At 41.6% G+C, this 18,017-nt stretch carries 16 protein-coding genes and 2 pseudogenes; 14 read left to right on the forward strand and 4 right to left on the reverse strand.

The genetic code is table 11. From position 1 onward, the window contains the following. The first annotated feature begins 30 nt into the window (after window positions 1-30). The 10 genes and pseudogenes from HSISS2_RS01060 to groL all read left to right on the forward strand — a co-directional run bounded on the left by HSISS2_RS01060 (window position 31) and on the right by groL (window position 11,595). Entirely contained in the window at window positions 31-747 is a 717-nt protein-coding gene (locus HSISS2_RS01060; protein ID WP_021144941.1) for a YebC/PmpR family DNA-binding transcriptional regulator, read from the forward strand. A gap of 125 nt (window positions 748-872) precedes the next feature. Further along, complete coding sequence (locus HSISS2_RS01065; RefSeq protein WP_021144942.1) at window positions 873-1,211, forward strand: preprotein translocase subunit YajC; 339 nt, start codon at window positions 873-875, stop codon at window positions 1,209-1,211. Between the two features lie 191 nt (window positions 1,212-1,402). Then, window positions 1,403-2,107, forward strand: coding sequence for an isoprenyl transferase (locus HSISS2_RS01070; RefSeq protein ID WP_051176034.1), 705 nt, complete (start codon window positions 1,403-1,405; stop codon window positions 2,105-2,107). Window positions 2,108-2,119: 12 nt separating this feature from the next. Next, window positions 2,120-2,914 (forward strand): phosphatidate cytidylyltransferase, encoded by a 795-nt coding sequence (locus HSISS2_RS01075; RefSeq protein ID WP_021144944.1) that lies wholly within the window; start codon window positions 2,120-2,122, stop codon window positions 2,912-2,914. 39 nt (window positions 2,915-2,953) lie between these two features. Then, window positions 2,954-4,192 (forward strand): M50 family metallopeptidase, encoded by a 1,239-nt coding sequence (locus HSISS2_RS01080; RefSeq protein ID WP_042766877.1) that lies wholly within the window; start codon window positions 2,954-2,956, stop codon window positions 4,190-4,192. 73 nt (window positions 4,193-4,265) lie between these two features. After that, window positions 4,266-6,128 (forward strand): proline--tRNA ligase, encoded by a 1,863-nt coding sequence (locus HSISS2_RS01085; RefSeq protein WP_134954270.1) that lies wholly within the window; start codon window positions 4,266-4,268, stop codon window positions 6,126-6,128. A 605-nt stretch (window positions 6,129-6,733) separates the two neighbouring features. Next, window positions 6,734-8,673 (forward strand): annotated as a pseudogene (locus tag HSISS2_RS01090) (ABC transporter substrate binding protein). Beyond that, a complete protein-coding gene (locus HSISS2_RS01095) occupies window positions 8,673-9,476 on the forward strand; it encodes an ABC transporter ATP-binding protein (protein ID WP_021144949.1) in 804 nt (267 codons plus the stop codon). Before HSISS2_RS01090 ends, HSISS2_RS01095 begins: the two are co-directional and overlap by 1 nt. Before the next feature lie 166 nt (window positions 9,477-9,642). Continuing rightward, a complete protein-coding gene (groES, locus tag HSISS2_RS01100) occupies window positions 9,643-9,930 on the forward strand; it encodes a co-chaperone GroES (protein ID WP_021144950.1) in 288 nt (95 codons plus the stop codon). Window positions 9,931-9,975: 45 nt separating this feature from the next. Continuing rightward, window positions 9,976-11,595, forward strand: coding sequence for a chaperonin GroEL (groL, locus tag HSISS2_RS01105; protein ID WP_004183788.1), 1,620 nt, complete (start codon window positions 9,976-9,978; stop codon window positions 11,593-11,595). 74 nt (window positions 11,596-11,669) lie between these two features. On the opposite strand, the gene HSISS2_RS01110 is transcribed toward groL, so the two are convergent. From HSISS2_RS01110 to HSISS2_RS01125, 4 genes and pseudogenes are all read right to left on the reverse strand, one after another. After that, entirely contained in the window at window positions 11,670-12,605 is a 936-nt protein-coding gene (locus HSISS2_RS01110) for a superinfection immunity protein (protein WP_021144951.1), read from the reverse strand. A gap of 99 nt (window positions 12,606-12,704) precedes the next feature. Further along, window positions 12,705-13,021, reverse strand: a pseudogene (locus HSISS2_RS01115) (DUF2752 domain-containing protein). Next, the gene (locus tag HSISS2_RS01120) at window positions 13,021-13,353 is read right to left on the reverse strand and encodes a TM2 domain-containing protein (RefSeq protein WP_021144952.1); all 333 of its coding nucleotides are present in this window, start codon (window positions 13,351-13,353) and stop codon (window positions 13,021-13,023) included. Before HSISS2_RS01120 ends, HSISS2_RS01115 begins: the two are co-directional and overlap by 1 nt. A gap of 169 nt (window positions 13,354-13,522) precedes the next feature. Further along, a complete protein-coding gene (locus HSISS2_RS01125) occupies window positions 13,523-14,395 on the reverse strand; it encodes an RluA family pseudouridine synthase (RefSeq protein WP_021144953.1) in 873 nt (290 codons plus the stop codon). 65 nt (window positions 14,396-14,460) lie between these two features. Here HSISS2_RS01125 and pbp2a point away from each other — a divergent pair, with 65 nt between their 5' ends. From pbp2a to nusG, 4 genes are all read left to right on the forward strand, one after another. Then, on the forward strand, window positions 14,461-16,788 hold the full coding sequence (gene pbp2a / locus HSISS2_RS01130; RefSeq protein WP_021144954.1) for a penicillin-binding protein PBP2A: 2,328 nt from the start codon (window positions 14,461-14,463) through the stop codon (window positions 16,786-16,788). A 48-nt stretch (window positions 16,789-16,836) separates the two neighbouring features. Further along, window positions 16,837-16,989, forward strand: a complete 153-nt coding sequence (rpmG, locus tag HSISS2_RS10590) for a 50S ribosomal protein L33 (protein WP_002946904.1) — start codon at window positions 16,837-16,839, stop codon at window positions 16,987-16,989. Between the two features lie 8 nt (window positions 16,990-16,997). Beyond that, entirely contained in the window at window positions 16,998-17,174 is a 177-nt protein-coding gene (gene secE / locus HSISS2_RS01135) for a preprotein translocase subunit SecE (RefSeq protein ID WP_008535768.1), read from the forward strand. 203 nt (window positions 17,175-17,377) lie between these two features. Continuing rightward, complete coding sequence (gene nusG, locus HSISS2_RS01140) at window positions 17,378-17,917, forward strand: transcription termination/antitermination protein NusG (RefSeq protein ID WP_008535769.1); 540 nt, start codon at window positions 17,378-17,380, stop codon at window positions 17,915-17,917. Window positions 17,918-18,017: the final 100 nt, after the last annotated feature.

An 18,017-nucleotide genomic window follows, 5' to 3' on the forward strand; every position in this document is an offset into this window, starting at 1 on the left:
TCAGAACATCTCTTAGAAGAGGTGAATCCCATGGGACGTAAATGGGCTAATATCGTTGCTAAGAAAACTGCTAAAGATGGTGCTAACTCAAAGGTTTACGCTAAGTTTGGTGTTGAAATCTATGTAGCTGCTAAACAAGGTGAACCAGATCCAGAATCAAACTCAGCTTTGAAATTCGTTTTGGAACGTGCTAAACAAGCACAAGTGCCAAAACACGTTATTGATAAGGCCATTGATAAAGCCAAAGGTAACACAGATGAAACTTTCGTTGAGGGGCGTTATGAAGGATTTGGGCCTAATGGTTCTATGATCATCGTAGATACTTTGACTTCAAACGTTAACCGCACAGCTGCCAATGTACGTACTGCCTTTGGTAAAAACGGTGGTAACATGGGTGCTTCAGGTTCAGTATCATACATGTTCGATAAAAAAGGTGTTATTGTATTTGCTGGCGAAGATGCAGACGCTATCTTTGAGCAGTTGCTTGAAGCAGATGTAGACGTTGAAGATGTAGAAGCAGAAGATGGAACAATTACTGTTTACACAGAACCAACAGACCTTCACAAAGCTTTGGAAGCTCTCCGTGCTAATGGTCAAGAGGAATTCCAAGTCACTGAACTTGAAATGATTCCACAATCTGAAGTTACTCTCGAAGGTGAAGACCTTGAGGTCTTTGAAGGACTCGTTGATGCACTTGAAGCAGATGACGATGTTCAAAAAGTTTATCATAACGTAGCAGACTTGTAATGTGATTAAACACTTTCCTCAGAATGGAAAGTGTTTTTATGTGATTTGTCTAAAGATTTGCCTTGCTTGTCCTGCTTTAATCTGATATAGTAGTAGCCAAGTGAATTATTGGAGGAACACGAAATATGAAAATGTTGCCTATTCTTGCTATTTATGTGATTGCATTTATTGCTTACATCGCTTATAGCCGTCGTCGTCAGGCAAAAGCTCAAGAAGACCGCTTTTCAGGTCTTGCTAAAGGTGCTGAAGTTGAAACAATTGGTGGTTTAATTGCTATCGTTGATGAGGTTGATAAAGAAAATAATCGTATCGTTTTGGATGCTGAAGGTGTTTTCTTGACCTTCGATTTGAGCCGTTCAATCATGAAAGTGATTACGCCTGCACCAAGTTTAGAAAAAACAGAAACTAGTGAAGAGACTGTCATTGAAGAAGATTCAGCCATTGAGTCTTCTGATGAAAAGTAAGTTGTGAAGTTATAATTCCAATTCAGAGGTTGGCGACTTTTGTTCCAGCCTCTTTTTACGTTTTCTAATCTCCCTAGTGTTAAAAACTGTTCAGAACCCCTAAAAATATGGTAAAATAAAGGGTAAACTATATTTAGAGGATATTCCATGTTTAAATTTAGAAAAAATCTCATCAAGAGGTTCTAGACAAGATTCCTAACCATATTGGTATTATTATGGATGGGAACGGCCGTTGGGCTAAAAAGCGTCTGCAACCACGTGTGATGGGTCATAAGGCTGGGATGGATGCTTTGCAAAAGGTAACCATCGAAGCGTCACAACTTGGAGTCAAGGTGTTGACGGTTTATGCCTTTTCAACGGAGAACTGGTCACGCCCACAAGATGAAGTAAAATTCATCATGAATTTGCCAGTTGAATTTTTTAACAAATATGTACCAGAATTAGACAAAAACAATGTTCGTATTTTGACGATTGGGGATAATAGTCGTCTACCTAAGGAAACTTTGGAGGCTCTTGAAAAGGCGGTTGAGCAGACTAAACATAATTCAGGTCTGGTTCTTAACTTTGCGCTTAATTATGGTGGCCGTGCGGAGATTGTGTCTGCTGTTCAAGCCATTGCTAAAGAAGTTGAAGCAGGTAAACTTAGTTCTGAGGCTATTGATGAAGATCTTATTGCAAAGCATTTGATGACGGATAAGTTGCCGTACCTCTACCGTGATCCGGATTTGATTATTCGTACGAGTGGGGAGCTTCGTCTAAGTAATTTCTTACCTTGGCAGTCTGCCTACAGTGAGTTCTACTTCACAGATGTTTTCTGGCCAGATTTTGACCAGAAAGGGCTACGCCAAGCCATCTCTGACTACAATAAACGTCACCGTCGCTTCGGTGGTGTCTAGAAAGGACCTCTCATGCAAGAACGTTTAATTGGTGGGGGTGTGGCAGCAGCCATTTTCCTCCCATTGCTCTTTATCGGTGGTCTTCCTTTCCAGCTTTTGGTTGGGGCTATGGCTATGGTTGCAGTGTCTGAGATGCTTCGTATGAAGCACTTGGAGATTTTCTCTATCGAAGGTATTTTGTCTATGTTGGCAGCCTTTATTTTGGCAGTGCCGATTGACCATTACTTTGTCAGTCTTCCGACAAATGCCAGTGTGACAGGCTTTGCTATTATTTCTTTTTTGATTTTAGCAGGGATTGTCCTTAATAGCGACCACTATTCTTTTGACGATGCAGCCTATCCGATCGCATCTGCCTTTTATGTTGGTTTCGGTTTCCAAAATCTTATTGCGGCACGTTTGGATAGTTGGGAAAAAGTTCTTTTTGCGCTTTTCATTGTTTGGGCGACAGATATTGGAGCCTACCTCTTTGGGCGTCAATTTGGTCAGAATAAGTTATTGCCAAAAGTATCACCAAACAAAACCATTGAAGGTAGTGTTGGTGGTATCTTATCAGCAATCATTGTAGCACTTGTTTTTGGTTTGATTAACCATGGAGTCTATGCTCCACACAACTTCTTCTGGTTGCTTATCTGTACGATTCTCTTTAGTATTTTCGGTCAATTTGGTGATTTGGTGGAATCAGCTATTAAACGTCATTTCGGCGTTAAAGACTCAGGAAATCTCATTCCTGGGCACGGTGGTATTTTGGACCGTTGTGATAGCTGGATTGTCGTTTTCCCAATTATGCACTTCCTAGGACTTTTTTAAGGGTGGTGGTGTCTAAATGAAAGCTATTATTACTTTTTACTGATTTTCTGTGTAATTGTCGTCTTCCATGAATTTGGTCATTTCTTCTTTGCCAAACGCTCGGGCATTCTGGTTCGTGAATTTGCCATCGGAATGGGACCGAAAATCTTTGCCCACACTGGTAAGGATGGTACCGTTTATACTGTTCGTATCCTCCCCTTGGGTGGTTATGTCCGTATGGCTGGTTGGGGTGAAGATACAACTGAGATTAAGACGGGTAGCCCTGCCAGTCTAACGATTGGGACTGATGGTAAGGTAAGGCGTATTAATCTTTCTAATCGTCAGGTTGACCAGACGGCTTTGCCTATGAATGTCACTGCCTATGATTTAGAAGATAAGTTGACCATTACTGGTCTAGTTCTAGATGAAACCAAGACTTATGACGTTGACCATGATGCTACTATTGTTGAGGAAGATGGTACAGAACTTCGTATCGCTCCAAAGGACGTCCAATATCAAAATGCTAGCATTTGGGGACGTTTAATAACCAACTTTGCTGGTCCTATGAATAACTTCATTCTTGGAGTGCTTGTTTTTATTATCTTAGCCTTTGTTCAAGGAGGTGTCCACGACACATCAACCAACCGTATTCAAGTGGCAGATGGTGGTGCTGCTCAGGTGGCAGGCTTGAAAAATGGAGATGCCATTGAGGCTATCAATAAGGACAAGGTTACGGATTGGGATAGTTTAAAAGCAGCTTTGACAAGTAATACTCAAAAATTCTCCAAAGGTGACAGCCTTTCTGTGACAGTTAAGAGAAGTAGTGGTCAGGAAGAAACAGTTTCTATTAAACCGAAGGAGAGCCAAGGTAGCTATCTTTTGGGTGTCTCTCCTGCCTTAAAGACAGGTCTTAAAGATAAGATTTTTGGTGGTTTCCAAATGGCTTGGGAAGGGACAACAACCATTCTTGTGGCGCTGAAGGGCCTTATTACCCACTTTAGTTTGAACAAGCTCGGTGGACCTGTTGCCATGTTCCAGATGTCTGCTCAAGCTTCTGAAAATGGGTTGGTTGATATTCTCAATCTTATGGGAATGCTCTCTATTAACTTGGGAATTTTCAATCTTATTCCAATTCCAGCCCTTGACGGTGGTAAAATTGTCATGAACCTTATTGAAGCCATTCGTCGTAAACCCCTTAATCAAGAAATTGAAAGCTATATCACACTTGCAGGTGTTGCGGTCATGGTCGTCCTCATGATTGCAGTCACTTGGAATGATATTATACGTGCTTTCTTTTAATTAGAAACAAAAAATGAAATGAAAGGAAGTCTAAGGGACTTGACCCAAGGGCCAGCTCCTTAGTATGTAAATGATGAAACAAAGTAAAATGTTGATTCCAACACTTCGTGAAATGCCAAGTGATGCTCAAGTTATCAGTCATGCCCTTATGGTACGTGCGGGTTACGTGCGTCAGGTCTCTGCTGGTATTTACGCTTATATGCCATTAGCAAATCGTGCTATTGAAAAATTCAAAGCGATCATGCGCGAGGAATTTGAAAAAATCGGTGCGGTTGAAATGTTGGCGCCAGCGCTTTTGACAGCAGATTTGTGGCGTGAATCAGGCCGTTATGAAACCTATGGTGAAGACCTGTATAAATTGAAAAACCGTGATAAATCTGACTTTATCTTAGGTCCAACTCATGAAGAAACGTTCACAGCCTTGGTTCGTGATGCGGTTAAATCATACAAGCAATTGCCACTTAACCTCTACCAAATCCAATCTAAATATCGTGATGAAAAACGTCCACGTAACGGTCTTCTCCGTACACGTGAGTTTATCATGAAAGATGGCTATAGTTTCCACCAAAACTATGAAGATTTGGATGTCACTTATGAAGACTACCGTAAGGCCTATGAGGCTATCTTCACACGTGCTGGTCTTGAATTTAAGGGTATCATCGGTGACGGTGGTGCCATGGGTGGTAAGGATTCTCAAGAATTCATGGCGGTTACTCCTGAGCGTACAGACCTTGATCGTTGGGTCGTTCTTGACAAGTCAATCGCTTCATTAGATGAAATCCCAGAAGATGTCATGGAAGACATCAAGCATGAATTGACATCATGGTTGGTATCAGGTGAAGATACGATTGCTTACTCTACAGAATCAAGCTATGCCGCTAACCTTGAGATGGCAACAAATGCCTACACACCAGCGACCAAGGTTGTGACGCAAGAAGAAGTGACTCGTGTTGAAACACCAAATTGCAAGTCAATTGATGAAGTTGCTGCTTTCTTGAATGTTCCAGAAGAACAAACTATCAAGACCTTACTCTTTGTGGCGGATGATGAGCCTGTAGTGGCCCTCCTCGTGGGTAATGATCATGTTAATGATGTGAAGTTGAAGAACTTCCTTGCAGCGGACTTCCTTGAACCAGCTACAGAAGACGAGGCTCGTCAAGTCTTTGGTGCTAACTTTGGTTCTCTTGGTCCGGTCAACCTTCCTGACGATATTCGTATCATTGCCGACCGTAAGGTTCAAGATGTGGCTAATGCTGTCGCTGGAGCTAACGAAGATGGCTACCACTTGACAGGAGTTAACCCAGAGCGTGACTTCAAGGCGGAATACGTGGATATTCGAGAAGTCAAAGAAGGTGAGATTTCTCCAGACGGTCAAGGAGTTCTTAAGTTTGCGCGTGGTATTGAAATCGGCCATATCTTCAAACTTGGTACGCGTTACTCAGAAAGTATGGGGGCTAATGTTCTTGACGAAAATGGTCGTGCAGTTCCAATTATCATGGGATGTTACGGTATCGGTGTTAGCCGTATCTTATCAGCGGTTATCGAGCAACATGCACGTCTCTTTGTTAACAAGACTCCAAAAGGTCAATACCGTTATGCTTGGGGTATTAATTTCCCTAAAGAATTGGCGCCTTATGATGTTCACTTGATTACGGTTAACACTAAAGACGAGGAAGCAACTGCCTTGACAGAACGTTTGGAAGCTGCTCTTATGGCTGAAGGTTATGATGTCTTGACAGATGATCGTAACGAACGTGTCGGTTCTAAGTTCTCTGATAGTGACCTCATCGGACTTCCAATCCGTGTGACAGTTGGTAAAAAAGCCAGCGAAGGTGTTGTTGAAGTTAAAATTAAGGCAACTGGTGATACTATTGAAGTTAACGCAGATAACTTGATTGAAACACTCGCTATCTTGACAACAGAACAAAATGCTTAATCTTTAAAAAATCTTTTCTTGCAGGAGCAGGAAGAGATTTTTTGTCTTAAGTGTAAATATGGTTAAGAAAGGAGAAGGAGACAAATTCCAATTTGACAGAATTGTCTAAATAGTGTAAACTTAAAACTATCTTAACTACGGAGGCATCACATGCTTAATAAAGCGACCCATTTGGGAAATCTTAAAGCTTTTTATTACTTTAGTTTCTTTAGATAGGACGTTTGTGTTTCAGGATACAAGCGTCAGTCAGTTTGTATCTATGAAGCTAAAGCATTTTGTGGTGGATTAGCCGATTAGATGAATAGGTCTAACCGGTGACATAAGCTAGCTTATGCTAGTCAAGATGCAGAAAACCAGTTGGGCCTGTCCTAGCTGGTTTTTCCATGCCGTGGTCTATTTTTGATATCTCTTTTTACCACACGCATTTTCTATATCTTGGTTACTTGTCGCTGAGATGTAAAGCGTGCCAGTGTTTACTTGATGGATGACTTGGGAAAGTGCTTCCTTGAAGTAAACAATGAAACGACGAAGACGCATGTTTGTAGTCTGACCGCTTCAGAAAAAGGAATCGAAAATAGATAGAATAAAAAATAGAGGTATACAAGATGAAGAAATTCTTGGTCAGTATGATGGCTGTTCTCACAGCTGTCCTCTTGGTTGCATGTTCCAATGTTTCTAACAAAAAATGGTTCACGTTGGTGTTCTCCAATATGTGGAGCACCCGTCCTTGTCAGCAGCACGTAAGGGGTTCATTGAAGAACTCAAAAAGGAAGGCTATGTCGATGGTAAGAACATCAAGATTGATTATCAAAATGCGCAAGGAGATCAGTCTAACTTACAGACGATTTCTCAATCGCTTATTGAAGATAACGATCTCATGTTGGCTATCGCAACCCCTGCGGCCCAGTCTTTGAGTAGTTTGACAAAGGCTAAACCCATTCTCTTTACAGCTGTTACGGATCCAGTCTCAGCTAAGTTGGTTAAGTCTATGGACAATGTTGGTAGCAATGTCACCGGAACGAGTGATATGTCACCTATCAATAAACAAGTTGAATTATTGAAAAAGGTCCTTCCGAATACTAAAAAAGTTGGGATTATGTACACGACCAGTGAGCGTAATTCAGAGGTCCAGGTTGAAGAAGCCAAGAAATACTTCAAGAAAGCTGGTATTGAGACAGTTGTTAAAGGGATTTCATCAACCAATGATATCCAAGACACAGCTAAGAGCTTGATGAGTCAGACAGAAGTTATCTTCATCCCGACGGACAACACCATCGTTAGTGCAATCAATACCTTGGTCGACCTTTCGAAGGAGACGAAGATACCAGTTGTCGGTGGTGATGCTGGAAGTGTTGAAAAAGGTGTTCTCTTTACCTACGGAACGAACTATGAAGCACTTGGTCGCCAAACCGGTAAGTTGGCAGGTCGTGTCATCCGAGGTGAGAAAATCAAGGATGTAGATGCCGAATATCCTAAGACCTTGAATGTTGTGATTAACCATGACATGGCCAAGGAACTCGGTATTGATATGTCTAGTATTAGTGATGAGGAATCTAATTCTACAATGAAAGATGACAAACCTATCGCTAAAAAAGACAAGGGTGTCATCAAGCTTCAAGTGAAGAAATCATCTAAAAATGGTTTATCGAATGTGGTGTTGACAGCTATTTCTCAAGGTCTTCTCTGGGCCATTATGGCCATTGGGGTGTTCATTACCTTCCGTATCTTGGACCTTGCTGATTTGACAGCTGAAGGGGCTTTCCCACTTGGTGCTGCGACAACAACTATCATGATTATCCGTGGGATTAACCCAATCTTTGCGACTATTGGTGGTTTTGTAGCTGGTATGTTTGCAGGAGCTGTTTCTGGCTTTATGCATACCAAAATGAAAATACCGGCTCTCTTAACGGGGATCATCACCTTGACCGGTCTCTATTCAGTTAACCTTTTGGTTCTTGGTAGCGCCAATGTCTCTCTTGCAGGACATAACACGCTGGTGACCATGGTTATGGGGCTTGGCTTGTCTAAGCTAAATGGTGTCATTCTACTCGGGCTTATCTTTGTTAGCCTAGTCGTGCTCATGTTGGTTGTTCTTCTCAATACGCAGGTTGGTCTAGCTCTTCGTGCGACCGGTGATAACCTTGCTATGGGTGAAGCCAATGGTATCAAGGTAGACCGTATGAAAATTCTTGGCTACATGATTTCTAATGGATTGATTGCCCTCTCAGGTGCCCTCTTAGCCCAAAATAATGGCTATGCAGATATGAACATGGGTACTGGTACAATCGTAAACGGCTTGGCTGCTATCATCCTGGCTGAAGTTATTGTTAAGTACTTACCACTTGGCAAACGTCTCTGGTCAATTGTCCTAGGTGCTGTTCTCTATCGTTTGGTTTTGGTTATCATCCTTGCTATGAACGTTGACGCACAGATGTTGAAATTGGCCTCAGCTATCTTGCTTTCTATCATTCTTTATGTACCTGAAGTGCGAGGAAAATTGAAAATCAAGCCCAATAAATCATTGACTCCAGGAGGTGACAAGTAATGGCTTTGCTTAGTTTACAAAAGATTCATAAAACATTTGAAAAAGGGACAGTCAATGAAAATCACGTCCTACGTGGTTTGGATCTTGACATCGAACAAGGAGATTTTATCTCTGTTATCGGAGGAAATGGTGCTGGTAAATCAACCTTGATGAATTCCATCGCTGGTGTCCTCAGCATTGATGAGGGAGATATCTTATTAGAAGGGCAGTCTATTAAGAAAGCATCAGTAGATGTGCGTTCTAAGGATATTAGCCGTGTCTTCCAAGACCCTCGAATGGGGACAGCGACCAACCTTTCTATCGAAGAAAATATGGCGATTGCCTACCGTCGTGGTAAGAAACGTAGCTTCTTTAAAAAGTCAATCACCGAAAGTGAACGCCAACTTTTCAAGGAAGCCTTGGTAGACCTTGGTCTTGGTCTTGAGAATCGTATGAAGACCGATGCCAATTTCTTGTCAGGTGGTCAACGCCAGGCTTTAACACTTGCTATGGCAACCCTAGTCCGTCCAAAGATTTTGCTCTTAGATGAACATACTGCGGCGCTAGATCCTAAGACAAGTGATATGGTCATGCACCTAACTCGTAAGATTGTCGAAGAACAAGAGTTAACGACTCTCATGATTACCCATAATATGGAACACGCCATTGAATATGGAAATCGTCTAGTTATGCTCTATCATGGTAAGATCGTCGTAGATGTGCGTGGTGAAGAAAAGAAAAACCTCACTGTGGCAGAACTTATGGATCTCTTCCATAAAAATAGTGGACAGGTCCTCAATGACGATGCCTTGGTACTTGGTTAAGAGATTAGAAAAGAAACTATCCAAAGTTTATGTTTTGGGTAGTTTTTCTTGACTATTTTTGACCAAGTGCTAAAATGAATATATAGATTAGCACTCATCGTGTACGAGTGCTAAAAACAACGTTTAAAACGTTACTTATACGAAATAATATTTGGAGGTAATTGGTATGGCATTGAAACCATTGGGCGACCGCATCGTCGTCCGTTTTGAAGAAACAGAAGAAAAAACAGCTAGTGGCTTTGTATTGGCAGGAGCTAGTCATGAAGCTACAAAGATTGCAGAGGTTTTGGCAGTAGGTGAAGGCGTTCGTACGCTTACTGGTGAATTGATTGCACCTAGTGTTGCAGCAGGCGAAAAAGTCCTTGTCGAAAATGGTGCAGGTGTTACTGTTAAAGACGGTGATAATTCCGTTTCTATTATTCGTGAAGCAGATATTTTAGCAGTCCTAGCCTAGGCATTTGCTAATCAGAATATAAACTAAGATAAAGAAGGAGTAACTATGGCAAAAGATATTAAATTTTCATCAGATGCACGCGCAGCAATGGTGCGTGGTGTTGATGCTTTAGCTGATACAGTTAAGGTAACGCTTGGCCCTAAGGGTCGTAATGTTGTTTTGGAAAAGGCTTTTGGATCACCTCTTATCACTAATGATGGTGTGACAATCGCTAAAGAAATTGAACTTGAAGATCACTTTGAAAATATGGGGGCCAAACTCGTTAGCGAAGTGGCTTCAAAAACGAATGATATTGCCGGTGACGGAACAACCACAGCAACCGTTTTGACACAAGCTATTGTCCGTGAAGGGCTCAAAAACGTAACGGCTGGTGCTAATCCAATTGGTATCCGTCGTGGGATTGAAGCAGCTGTGGCTACAGCTGTGGAAGAGCTTAAAGCCATTGCCCAACCAGTTGCCAATAAGGAAGCTATTGCTCAAGTCGCAGCGGTTTCATCTCGCTCTGAAAAAGTTGGTGAATACATTTCAGAAGCTATGGAACGTGTTGGTAATGACGGAGTTATCACTATTGAAGAGTCTCGTGGTATGGAGACAGAACTGGAAGTGGTCGAAGGTATGCAATTTGACCGTGGTTATCTTTCTCAATACATGGTGACTGACAATGAAAAAATGGTAGCTGACCTTGATAATCCATTTATCCTTGTGACTGACAAGAAAATTTCAAATATCCAAGATGTTCTTCCACTCTTGGAAGAAGTGCTTAAGACAAGCCGTCCACTTTTGATTATTGCTGATGATGTGGATGGTGAAGCTCTTCCAACCCTTGTTCTTAACAAGATTCGTGGAACTTTCAATGTCGTAGCTGTTAAGGCTCCTGGCTTTGGTGACCGTCGTAAAGCGATGTTGGAAGACATTGCCGTTTTGACAGGAGCAACTGTCATCACAGAAGACCTTGGCCTTGAGCTTAAGGATGCGACTATGGCAGCGCTTGGTCAAGCATCAAAAGTAACTGTTGAAAAGGATAGCACAGTTATCGTTGAAGGGGCAGGAAGCCAAGAAGCTATTGCCAACCGTGTCAACCTTATCAAATCTCAATTGGAAACAACAACTTCTGAATTTGACCGTGAAAAACTTCAAGAACGTTTGGCTAAATTGTCAGGTGGGGTTGCTGTCGTTAAAGTTGGTGCAGCCACTGAAACAGCCCTCAAAGAAATGAAGCTTCGTATCGAAGATGCCCTTAATGCCACTCGTGCCGCTGTTGAAGAAGGTATCGTAGCTGGTGGTGGTACAGCTCTAGTCAATGTTATTGCTAAGGTAGCTGAACTTGACCTTGAAGGTGACGACGCTACAGGACGTAACATTGTTCTTCGTGCCTTGGAAGAACCAGTTCGTCAAATTGCTTTCAATGCTGGTTATGAAGGTTCAGTTATCATTGATAAATTGAAGAATAGCCCAGTTGGTACAGGCTTTAACGCTGCCAACGGTGAGTGGGTAGATATGGTTGAAGCAGGCATCATTGACCCAGTTAAGGTAACACGTTCTGCCCTTCAAAATGCCGCTTCTGTAGCTAGTCTTATCTTGACAACAGAAGCAGTCGTTGCTAATAAGCCTGAACCAGAGGCTCCAGCAGCGCCAGCTATGGATCCAGGTATGATGGGTTACTAAGATTTTAAGAAGTAAACAATAAAAACCTAGAAGAGTTTTCACTTTTCTAGGTTTTTTGTGTCAACTAATGAAATTTAGTTATTATTATTTGGATTTGAGTTAGGGCCAAACGAAGCATCTTGGAATTGTTGAGCCGTCCTTGCTTGTGTTTGGAAGGAATTATAGGTAGCAGTGTTTCCGAGTTCTCCCGTTATCTGCATCATCATTTGTTGCTGTTTAAGACGTTCTGCTTCCTTATTCATGTTGATAGAAACAATGAGTAAGATGATCCATCCAAGGAAAGTCCAGCTTAATAGTATTGAGAAAACAAAGATTAGCCATTTCTTATCTGTTTTGTTTAGAAGTGCTGGTAGGATGTCAATAATGATTGCTGGTAGACCCACAATCAAAGTCCAAAATGCCAAACCCAAGCCCATACTAGACTCGTCTCCAACAACTCCAAGTATGAACATTCCAAGAGCCCAAAGGATAACAGGGATGGTAGCGATGGCTATCATGATGAGGTTTGTTTGGGATTTCTTTTCTGGCTTCTTCCAAGGCTGGTTAAGGGTGCTATTTGTTTGTTGGAAGCTTGCATTAGCTTGCTCTGCAAAGGAATTTAAAGACTTATTAGTAGTGCCCTGTATTGGATTTACTTGCGCTTGAAAGTTAGCTGTTGGAGCTTCTTGACCTAGGTTAGGAGTTTGGAAAGTTTGTCTTTTTTCAATACTAGAATCAACTAAGGGTTCTTCAGCGACATCATAGCTCTCAACGACAGGTTCAATACTTTCTGCGGCTTCTTTAGGGGGTGTCGTTTCTACTGTTTTTTCAGTTTTGGCTGGTTCGACAGGTGCCAAAGGTTCCTTGATTTCTACCGTTTCCTCAGCTTTTTTTACCTCAACAGGTTGTTCCTGTCTTTTAGAGCTTTCTCGGACAAATTCGCCTCTCTTGGCTGCGTCAGCCATCTCTTGGATACTTGGATTGCGTCCGTTAACTGCCTGGAAAAAATCAATCCAATCTTTTTGATTCATGTTTTTAACCTCCGTTTGAGTTGATTATAAAATTTGATAATTACAATTATAGCAATAGTGTTAATGATGTGCAATGGGAGTCATATAGGAATGGTTACTTTATTTGCCTGGCACTTTTGTATTAACGTTCTTATCGCTGAAAATAGGAAAAAGAAAGACATAGGCAAAGATATATATTACCAGAGGATAGATTAGGGGATTATAGTCCCAAGCCCCCTGCCAATCTAGGTGAAAAAGCCTAACACTAGCCCGTGTTAATCCGGCACTCCAACTTTTTATGCCAAAAGGTTTAAGGATAAGGCTGAGTGGTGTTGGAAGGTGTAGAAGATAAATTCCGTAGATAGCAACTAAAAGTAAGAGGTACAGTCTAAAAAACGCTGGTGGTAAGCCCACAAGCGTGTGAAATAAATTTTCATTAGCCGATAAGAGAATAAAGTTTTTGAGCATTTGCTTGACGAGTAGCATCCATGATAAGGAACCAGTCAACGATTGTCCAGATACCACAGCCACCGACTGTCAATAGTTTACCAACACCTAATCCCACGTGTCCTAAGATAAAGCGGTCAATTCCAAGAGATCCACCGAAAAGTGAGATAACCAACATCATGGTTGGGTCTTGGAAACTAAGTGTATAGAGCAATTGGACTTGTGCCTCTGGAAGAGCCTCAATACGTTGGCGAATATATTGAACTTGTTCTGTTGGGAAATACTTGGCATTGATAGCTAACCATTGATCTGCTGGATTCATAATGAAATACTCCTCTAATTTATATGATATGTAAAGCTTAACATAATGTCTAGGGAGATTCAAGGTGGTCAAGGCTTTCGAAGTCAATAAAAGCAACTTATTTGCAAGCTTCCACTGTCCTATAAATAAGAATAATCTTTTCGCACCATGTCTGAGAATGAGCTTGCTTCTATGGTTTGTGATTTCTCAACCCTTGTTCAAAACTTTCTGATCTAGCCTGCACAGTGATTTTTTCGAGTGTTAAGGGATGGGTGAAACTAAGAGAGTGGGCGTGGAGCATGAGACGGGATGCATGTCGGTGGCTATATAGTGGATCTCCCAAGATAGCATGCCCATGATGGGCTAGATGAACACGAATTTGGTGGGTACGGCCAGTCTTCAACTGACAGTTGACCAGACTAGCACCATTGAATGTCTTGAGGCGCGTGACCGTCGTATAAGCACGCTGTCCTTTTCGAGGGTCCACCACACGTTTTCTGCGATCGTGGCGGTCACGACCAATCTTGTCTTTATAAACGGTTTCCCTAGTCTGAAACCTTCCTTCTGCCAAAGCCCAATATTGACGTTGGATGAGCTTATCTTCCAGGAGTCGGTTGAGGATTGGTAGAATAAAAGGATTTTTAGCAAAAAGAACAGCCCCACTGGTCTCCATGTCTAGTCGATGAACAACATAACAGGTTTGATCACAGTAGGCTGAGACATGGTTAAGCAGGGCTATCTCTGTAGGCTTATTACCATGCGTCTTCATCCCCTCGGGTTTATTGACAACGATGAGATGCTGATCCTCATAGAGAGGCTCTACAAGACTGGCTTTCCCCATGAGAATAGTTTTATCAGGATAGTCCTCTGTGTCAAAGGTCAGGCTAATTTTATCGCCTTTTTCAACTGGACTTTGCCAATTAATGGTCTCTCCGTTGATGAGCACGTGTTTTTTAGTGCGTAGGAAATGACGAATTTTACGAGGAATAAGGAGTTTTGACTCAAGCAGGTCTTTGACCGTTGTTGCGGGATAGGGATTGATAATATCTACGTGTAAAGTCATGGTTTCATTATATCATGAACGCTTCAAAGAGGACAGAATCCCTTAAAACTTGGTATAATAAAGTTATGACATTTTTTGATAATCTAAAAAACAAACTTTTTAAAGAAGAAAATGGCAAAAGGGTTAAGAATGATCAATCTGTAGGAAAATCCAAGGATTTTCAAGACAAGATTAAGGGTCTTTTCGCCAAGAAGCCTGATGAGGTTGAACAGGCTGTTGAAGACCTAGATATGTCTCGAGAAAATCAAGAAACCTCACGTTATCAACGTTCTAAGCAAAAGAAACCTATTGATACAAGCAAGCCCCTGGGTAAGGTTCAGGCTTTCTTGAGCAAATTCACCCTTTCACCAAGAAATCCTATTCGTCGTTTCTGGCGTCGCTATCATATTGGCAAGATTCTCTTTATTTTAGTGGCTATACTGGTTCTGACTATAGGTTCCTACCTCTTTTACATTGCTAAGACAACCAATGTCTCAGATCTTCAAGATGCCCTGAAGGCAACTACGGTTATCTATGATAAAGATGGCAATCAAGCCGGTTCTTTGTCAGGACAAAAAGGAACCTATGTGGAGCTTGATGCCATTAGTGATAGCTTGGAAAATGCTGTTATCGCAACAGAAGACCGGACTTTCTACAAAAATAGTGGTGTCAATGTTCAACGTTTCCTCTTGGCGATTGTGTCTATGGGACACTTTGGTGGTGGTTCAACCATTACGCAACAATTGGCTAAGAATGCCTTTTTGACTCAAGAGCAGACAGTGACACGTAAGGCCAAGGAATTCTTCCTTTCTTTGGAATTAACCAAGAAGTATAGCAAAAAAGAAATCCTCACCATGTACCTTAATAATGCTTATTTCGGCAATGGGGTTTGGGGTGTTGAAGATGCCAGCCAAAAATACTTTGGTACGAGTGCTGCTAATCTAACCGTTGATGAGGCGGCTACCCTTGCTGGTATGCTTAAGGGACCTGAAATTTACAATCCCATTGACAATATCAAAAATGCGACCAACCGTCGAAACACAGTCCTTGCCAACATGGTTGATGACAAGAAGTTGAGCCAGGCTGACGCTGACAGTGCTGCTGGAGTAGATATGGCGAGTCGTTTGGATGATACCTATCAAGGAACTGGTGATGACTACAAGTATCCTTCTTACTTTGATGCCGTCATCGAAGAAGCCACTAAGACCTACGGCTTGAGTGAGGATGAGATTGTTAAGAACGGCTATAAAATCTATACAGAGATGGATCCCAATTCACAGGCTAATATGCAACAGACCTATGAAAATACCTATCTCTTCCCAACATCAGAAAGTGATGGTAGTACAGCTCAGTCAGCCAGTGTGGCCCTCGATCCGTCAACTGGAGCAGTCCGTGGTTTAGTCGGTCGTGTAGGTGGTACCAGTGATACAACCTTCCGTAACTTCAACTATGCCACCCAAGGGAAGCGTAGTCCTGGTTCGACCATCAAACCTTTGGTAGTCTATGCCCCGGCTCTTGCTTCGGGATGGAGTATTAACAAGGACCTTCCAAATAAACCGATTGACTACAACGGCTATACGCCAACCAACTACGGTGGTGTTGAGACAGAGGATGTGCCCATGTATCAAGCCTTGGCTAATTCGTACAATATCCCAGCAGTTTACCTCTTTAATCAAATCGGTATTCAAAAAGGAATTAGTTATGGTCAGAAATTTGGTCTTAACTTTGACAATGTCCCAGAAGAATTGGGAGTTGCCCTTGGTGGTGGTGTGACAGCTAGTCCTCTTCAAATGGCTCAGGCTTACGCGACCTTTGCCAACGGTGGTGAGATGAACACTGCTTATTTCATTACTAAAATTGAAAATGCCAGTGGAGATATCATCGCTACTCATAGTAAGAAGTCTAAACGTGTTATCAGCCAGTCAGTTGCCAATCAAATGACCAGCATGATGCTTGGAACCTATTCAAATGGTTCTGCTGTTAATGCCAATTATACAGGTTATACTATGGCAGGTAAGACAGGTACTGTTCAGGCAGAATTTAACAAAGATTTGACCAGTGACCAGTGGGTGATTGGTTATACGCCTGATGTGGTGATGACAACTTGGATTGGTTTTGACAAGACCGATGAGAGTCACTACTTGACAGGGGCTAGCTCAGGAACAGCTTCAACTATTTTCAGCTATATCGCTGCAGATGTTTTGCCAAATACACCAGGAACTGAGTTTACTGTTGAAAATGCTTATGCGGCTGATGGTCAAACCTTAGATTATACAGCAAATCCAAACGATTCACGTAATAGCAATAATAAGTCATGGACAGACAAGGCTTCTGACGTTGTGAATGATGTCAAAGACCAGGCAAGTAGCCTATGGGATAAGATCTCAGACTCCTTCTCAGGTCTATTCAGATAGCTTGTCAATTAAGTTTAAAAGTGGTAAGATAAAAAGAACGGAGGCGTTATGGCACAAAAAAAAGCAAGCTTAGCGTGTGCAGATTGTGGGAACCGAAACTACTCGATTAGTGTTAGTAGCACTCCCAAACCAACACGACTAGAAGTGAACAAGTTTTGTAAAAATTGTAAAAAATATACCTTGCATAAAGAAACAAGATAGGAGACACCGTGAGACAAACTGGAAGTATTTTCAAAGTCTTGAAAGACACGACTTGGCCAGATCGCAAACAACGCTGGCACGATTTTATTTCAGTTCTTGAGTATACTGCGTTCTTCACAGTCATCATCTATGCGTTTGATGTATTGTTGAGTCGCGCTATGTCAGCACTGATTAACTTTTTCTAAAGAAAACACAAAAAGAGTAGGAATGCCTGCTCTTTTTTGTTATAATAAGTGCAGATAAAAGCGAAAAAAAAGGCCACGAGGCTTTTTTATTAGGCTTTGAATGAAAACAGATACTCCACGTGCATTTACCACTCAGATGGCTATCTCATCCAGATTCCTCTGAGTCTAAGTGCCATTTTAGTAAAAAAGAAAGGAATCCTAAAATGTTAGATTCATTCGATAAGGGCTGGTTCGTCCTTCAAACGTATTCAGGATACGAAAACAAAGTTAAAGAAAACCTTTTGCAACGTGCTCAGACTTACAACATGCTTGAAAATATCTTGCGCGTTGAAATCCCTACTCAAACTGTCAATGTTGAGAAAAATGGTAAGGTTAAAGAAGTGGAAGAAAACCGCTTCCCAGGATACGTTCTTGTTGAGATGGTAATGACAGACGAAGCATGGTTCGTTGTTCGTAACACTCCAAACGTTACTGGTTTCGTTGGTTCTCACGGTAACCGTTCTAAACCTACTCCACTCTTGGAAGAAGAAATTCGTCAAATCTTGATTTCAATGGGTCAAACTGTTGATGTCTTTGATACTAATATCAAGGTTGGTGATGTGGTTCAAATCATTGATGGTGCCTTTATGGGTCAAGAAGGCCGTGTTGTGGAAATTGACAATAACAAGGTTAAAATCATGATTAACATGTTTGGTTCTGAAACAGCAGCCGAGCTTGAACTTTACCAAATTGCTGAACTTTAAGATAGACAAAAAGAGGTCGAGATAGAGATTTCAACCTCGGAAGACTATCTCATTAAACATGAGGGAGAGACTAGAAGCTAGATTTTTTAAATTTAGTTCT

It is taken from the genome of Streptococcus sp. HSISS2, from assembly GCF_000448665.1.
Lineage (GTDB): Bacteria > Bacillota > Bacilli > Lactobacillales > Streptococcaceae > Streptococcus > Streptococcus raffinosi.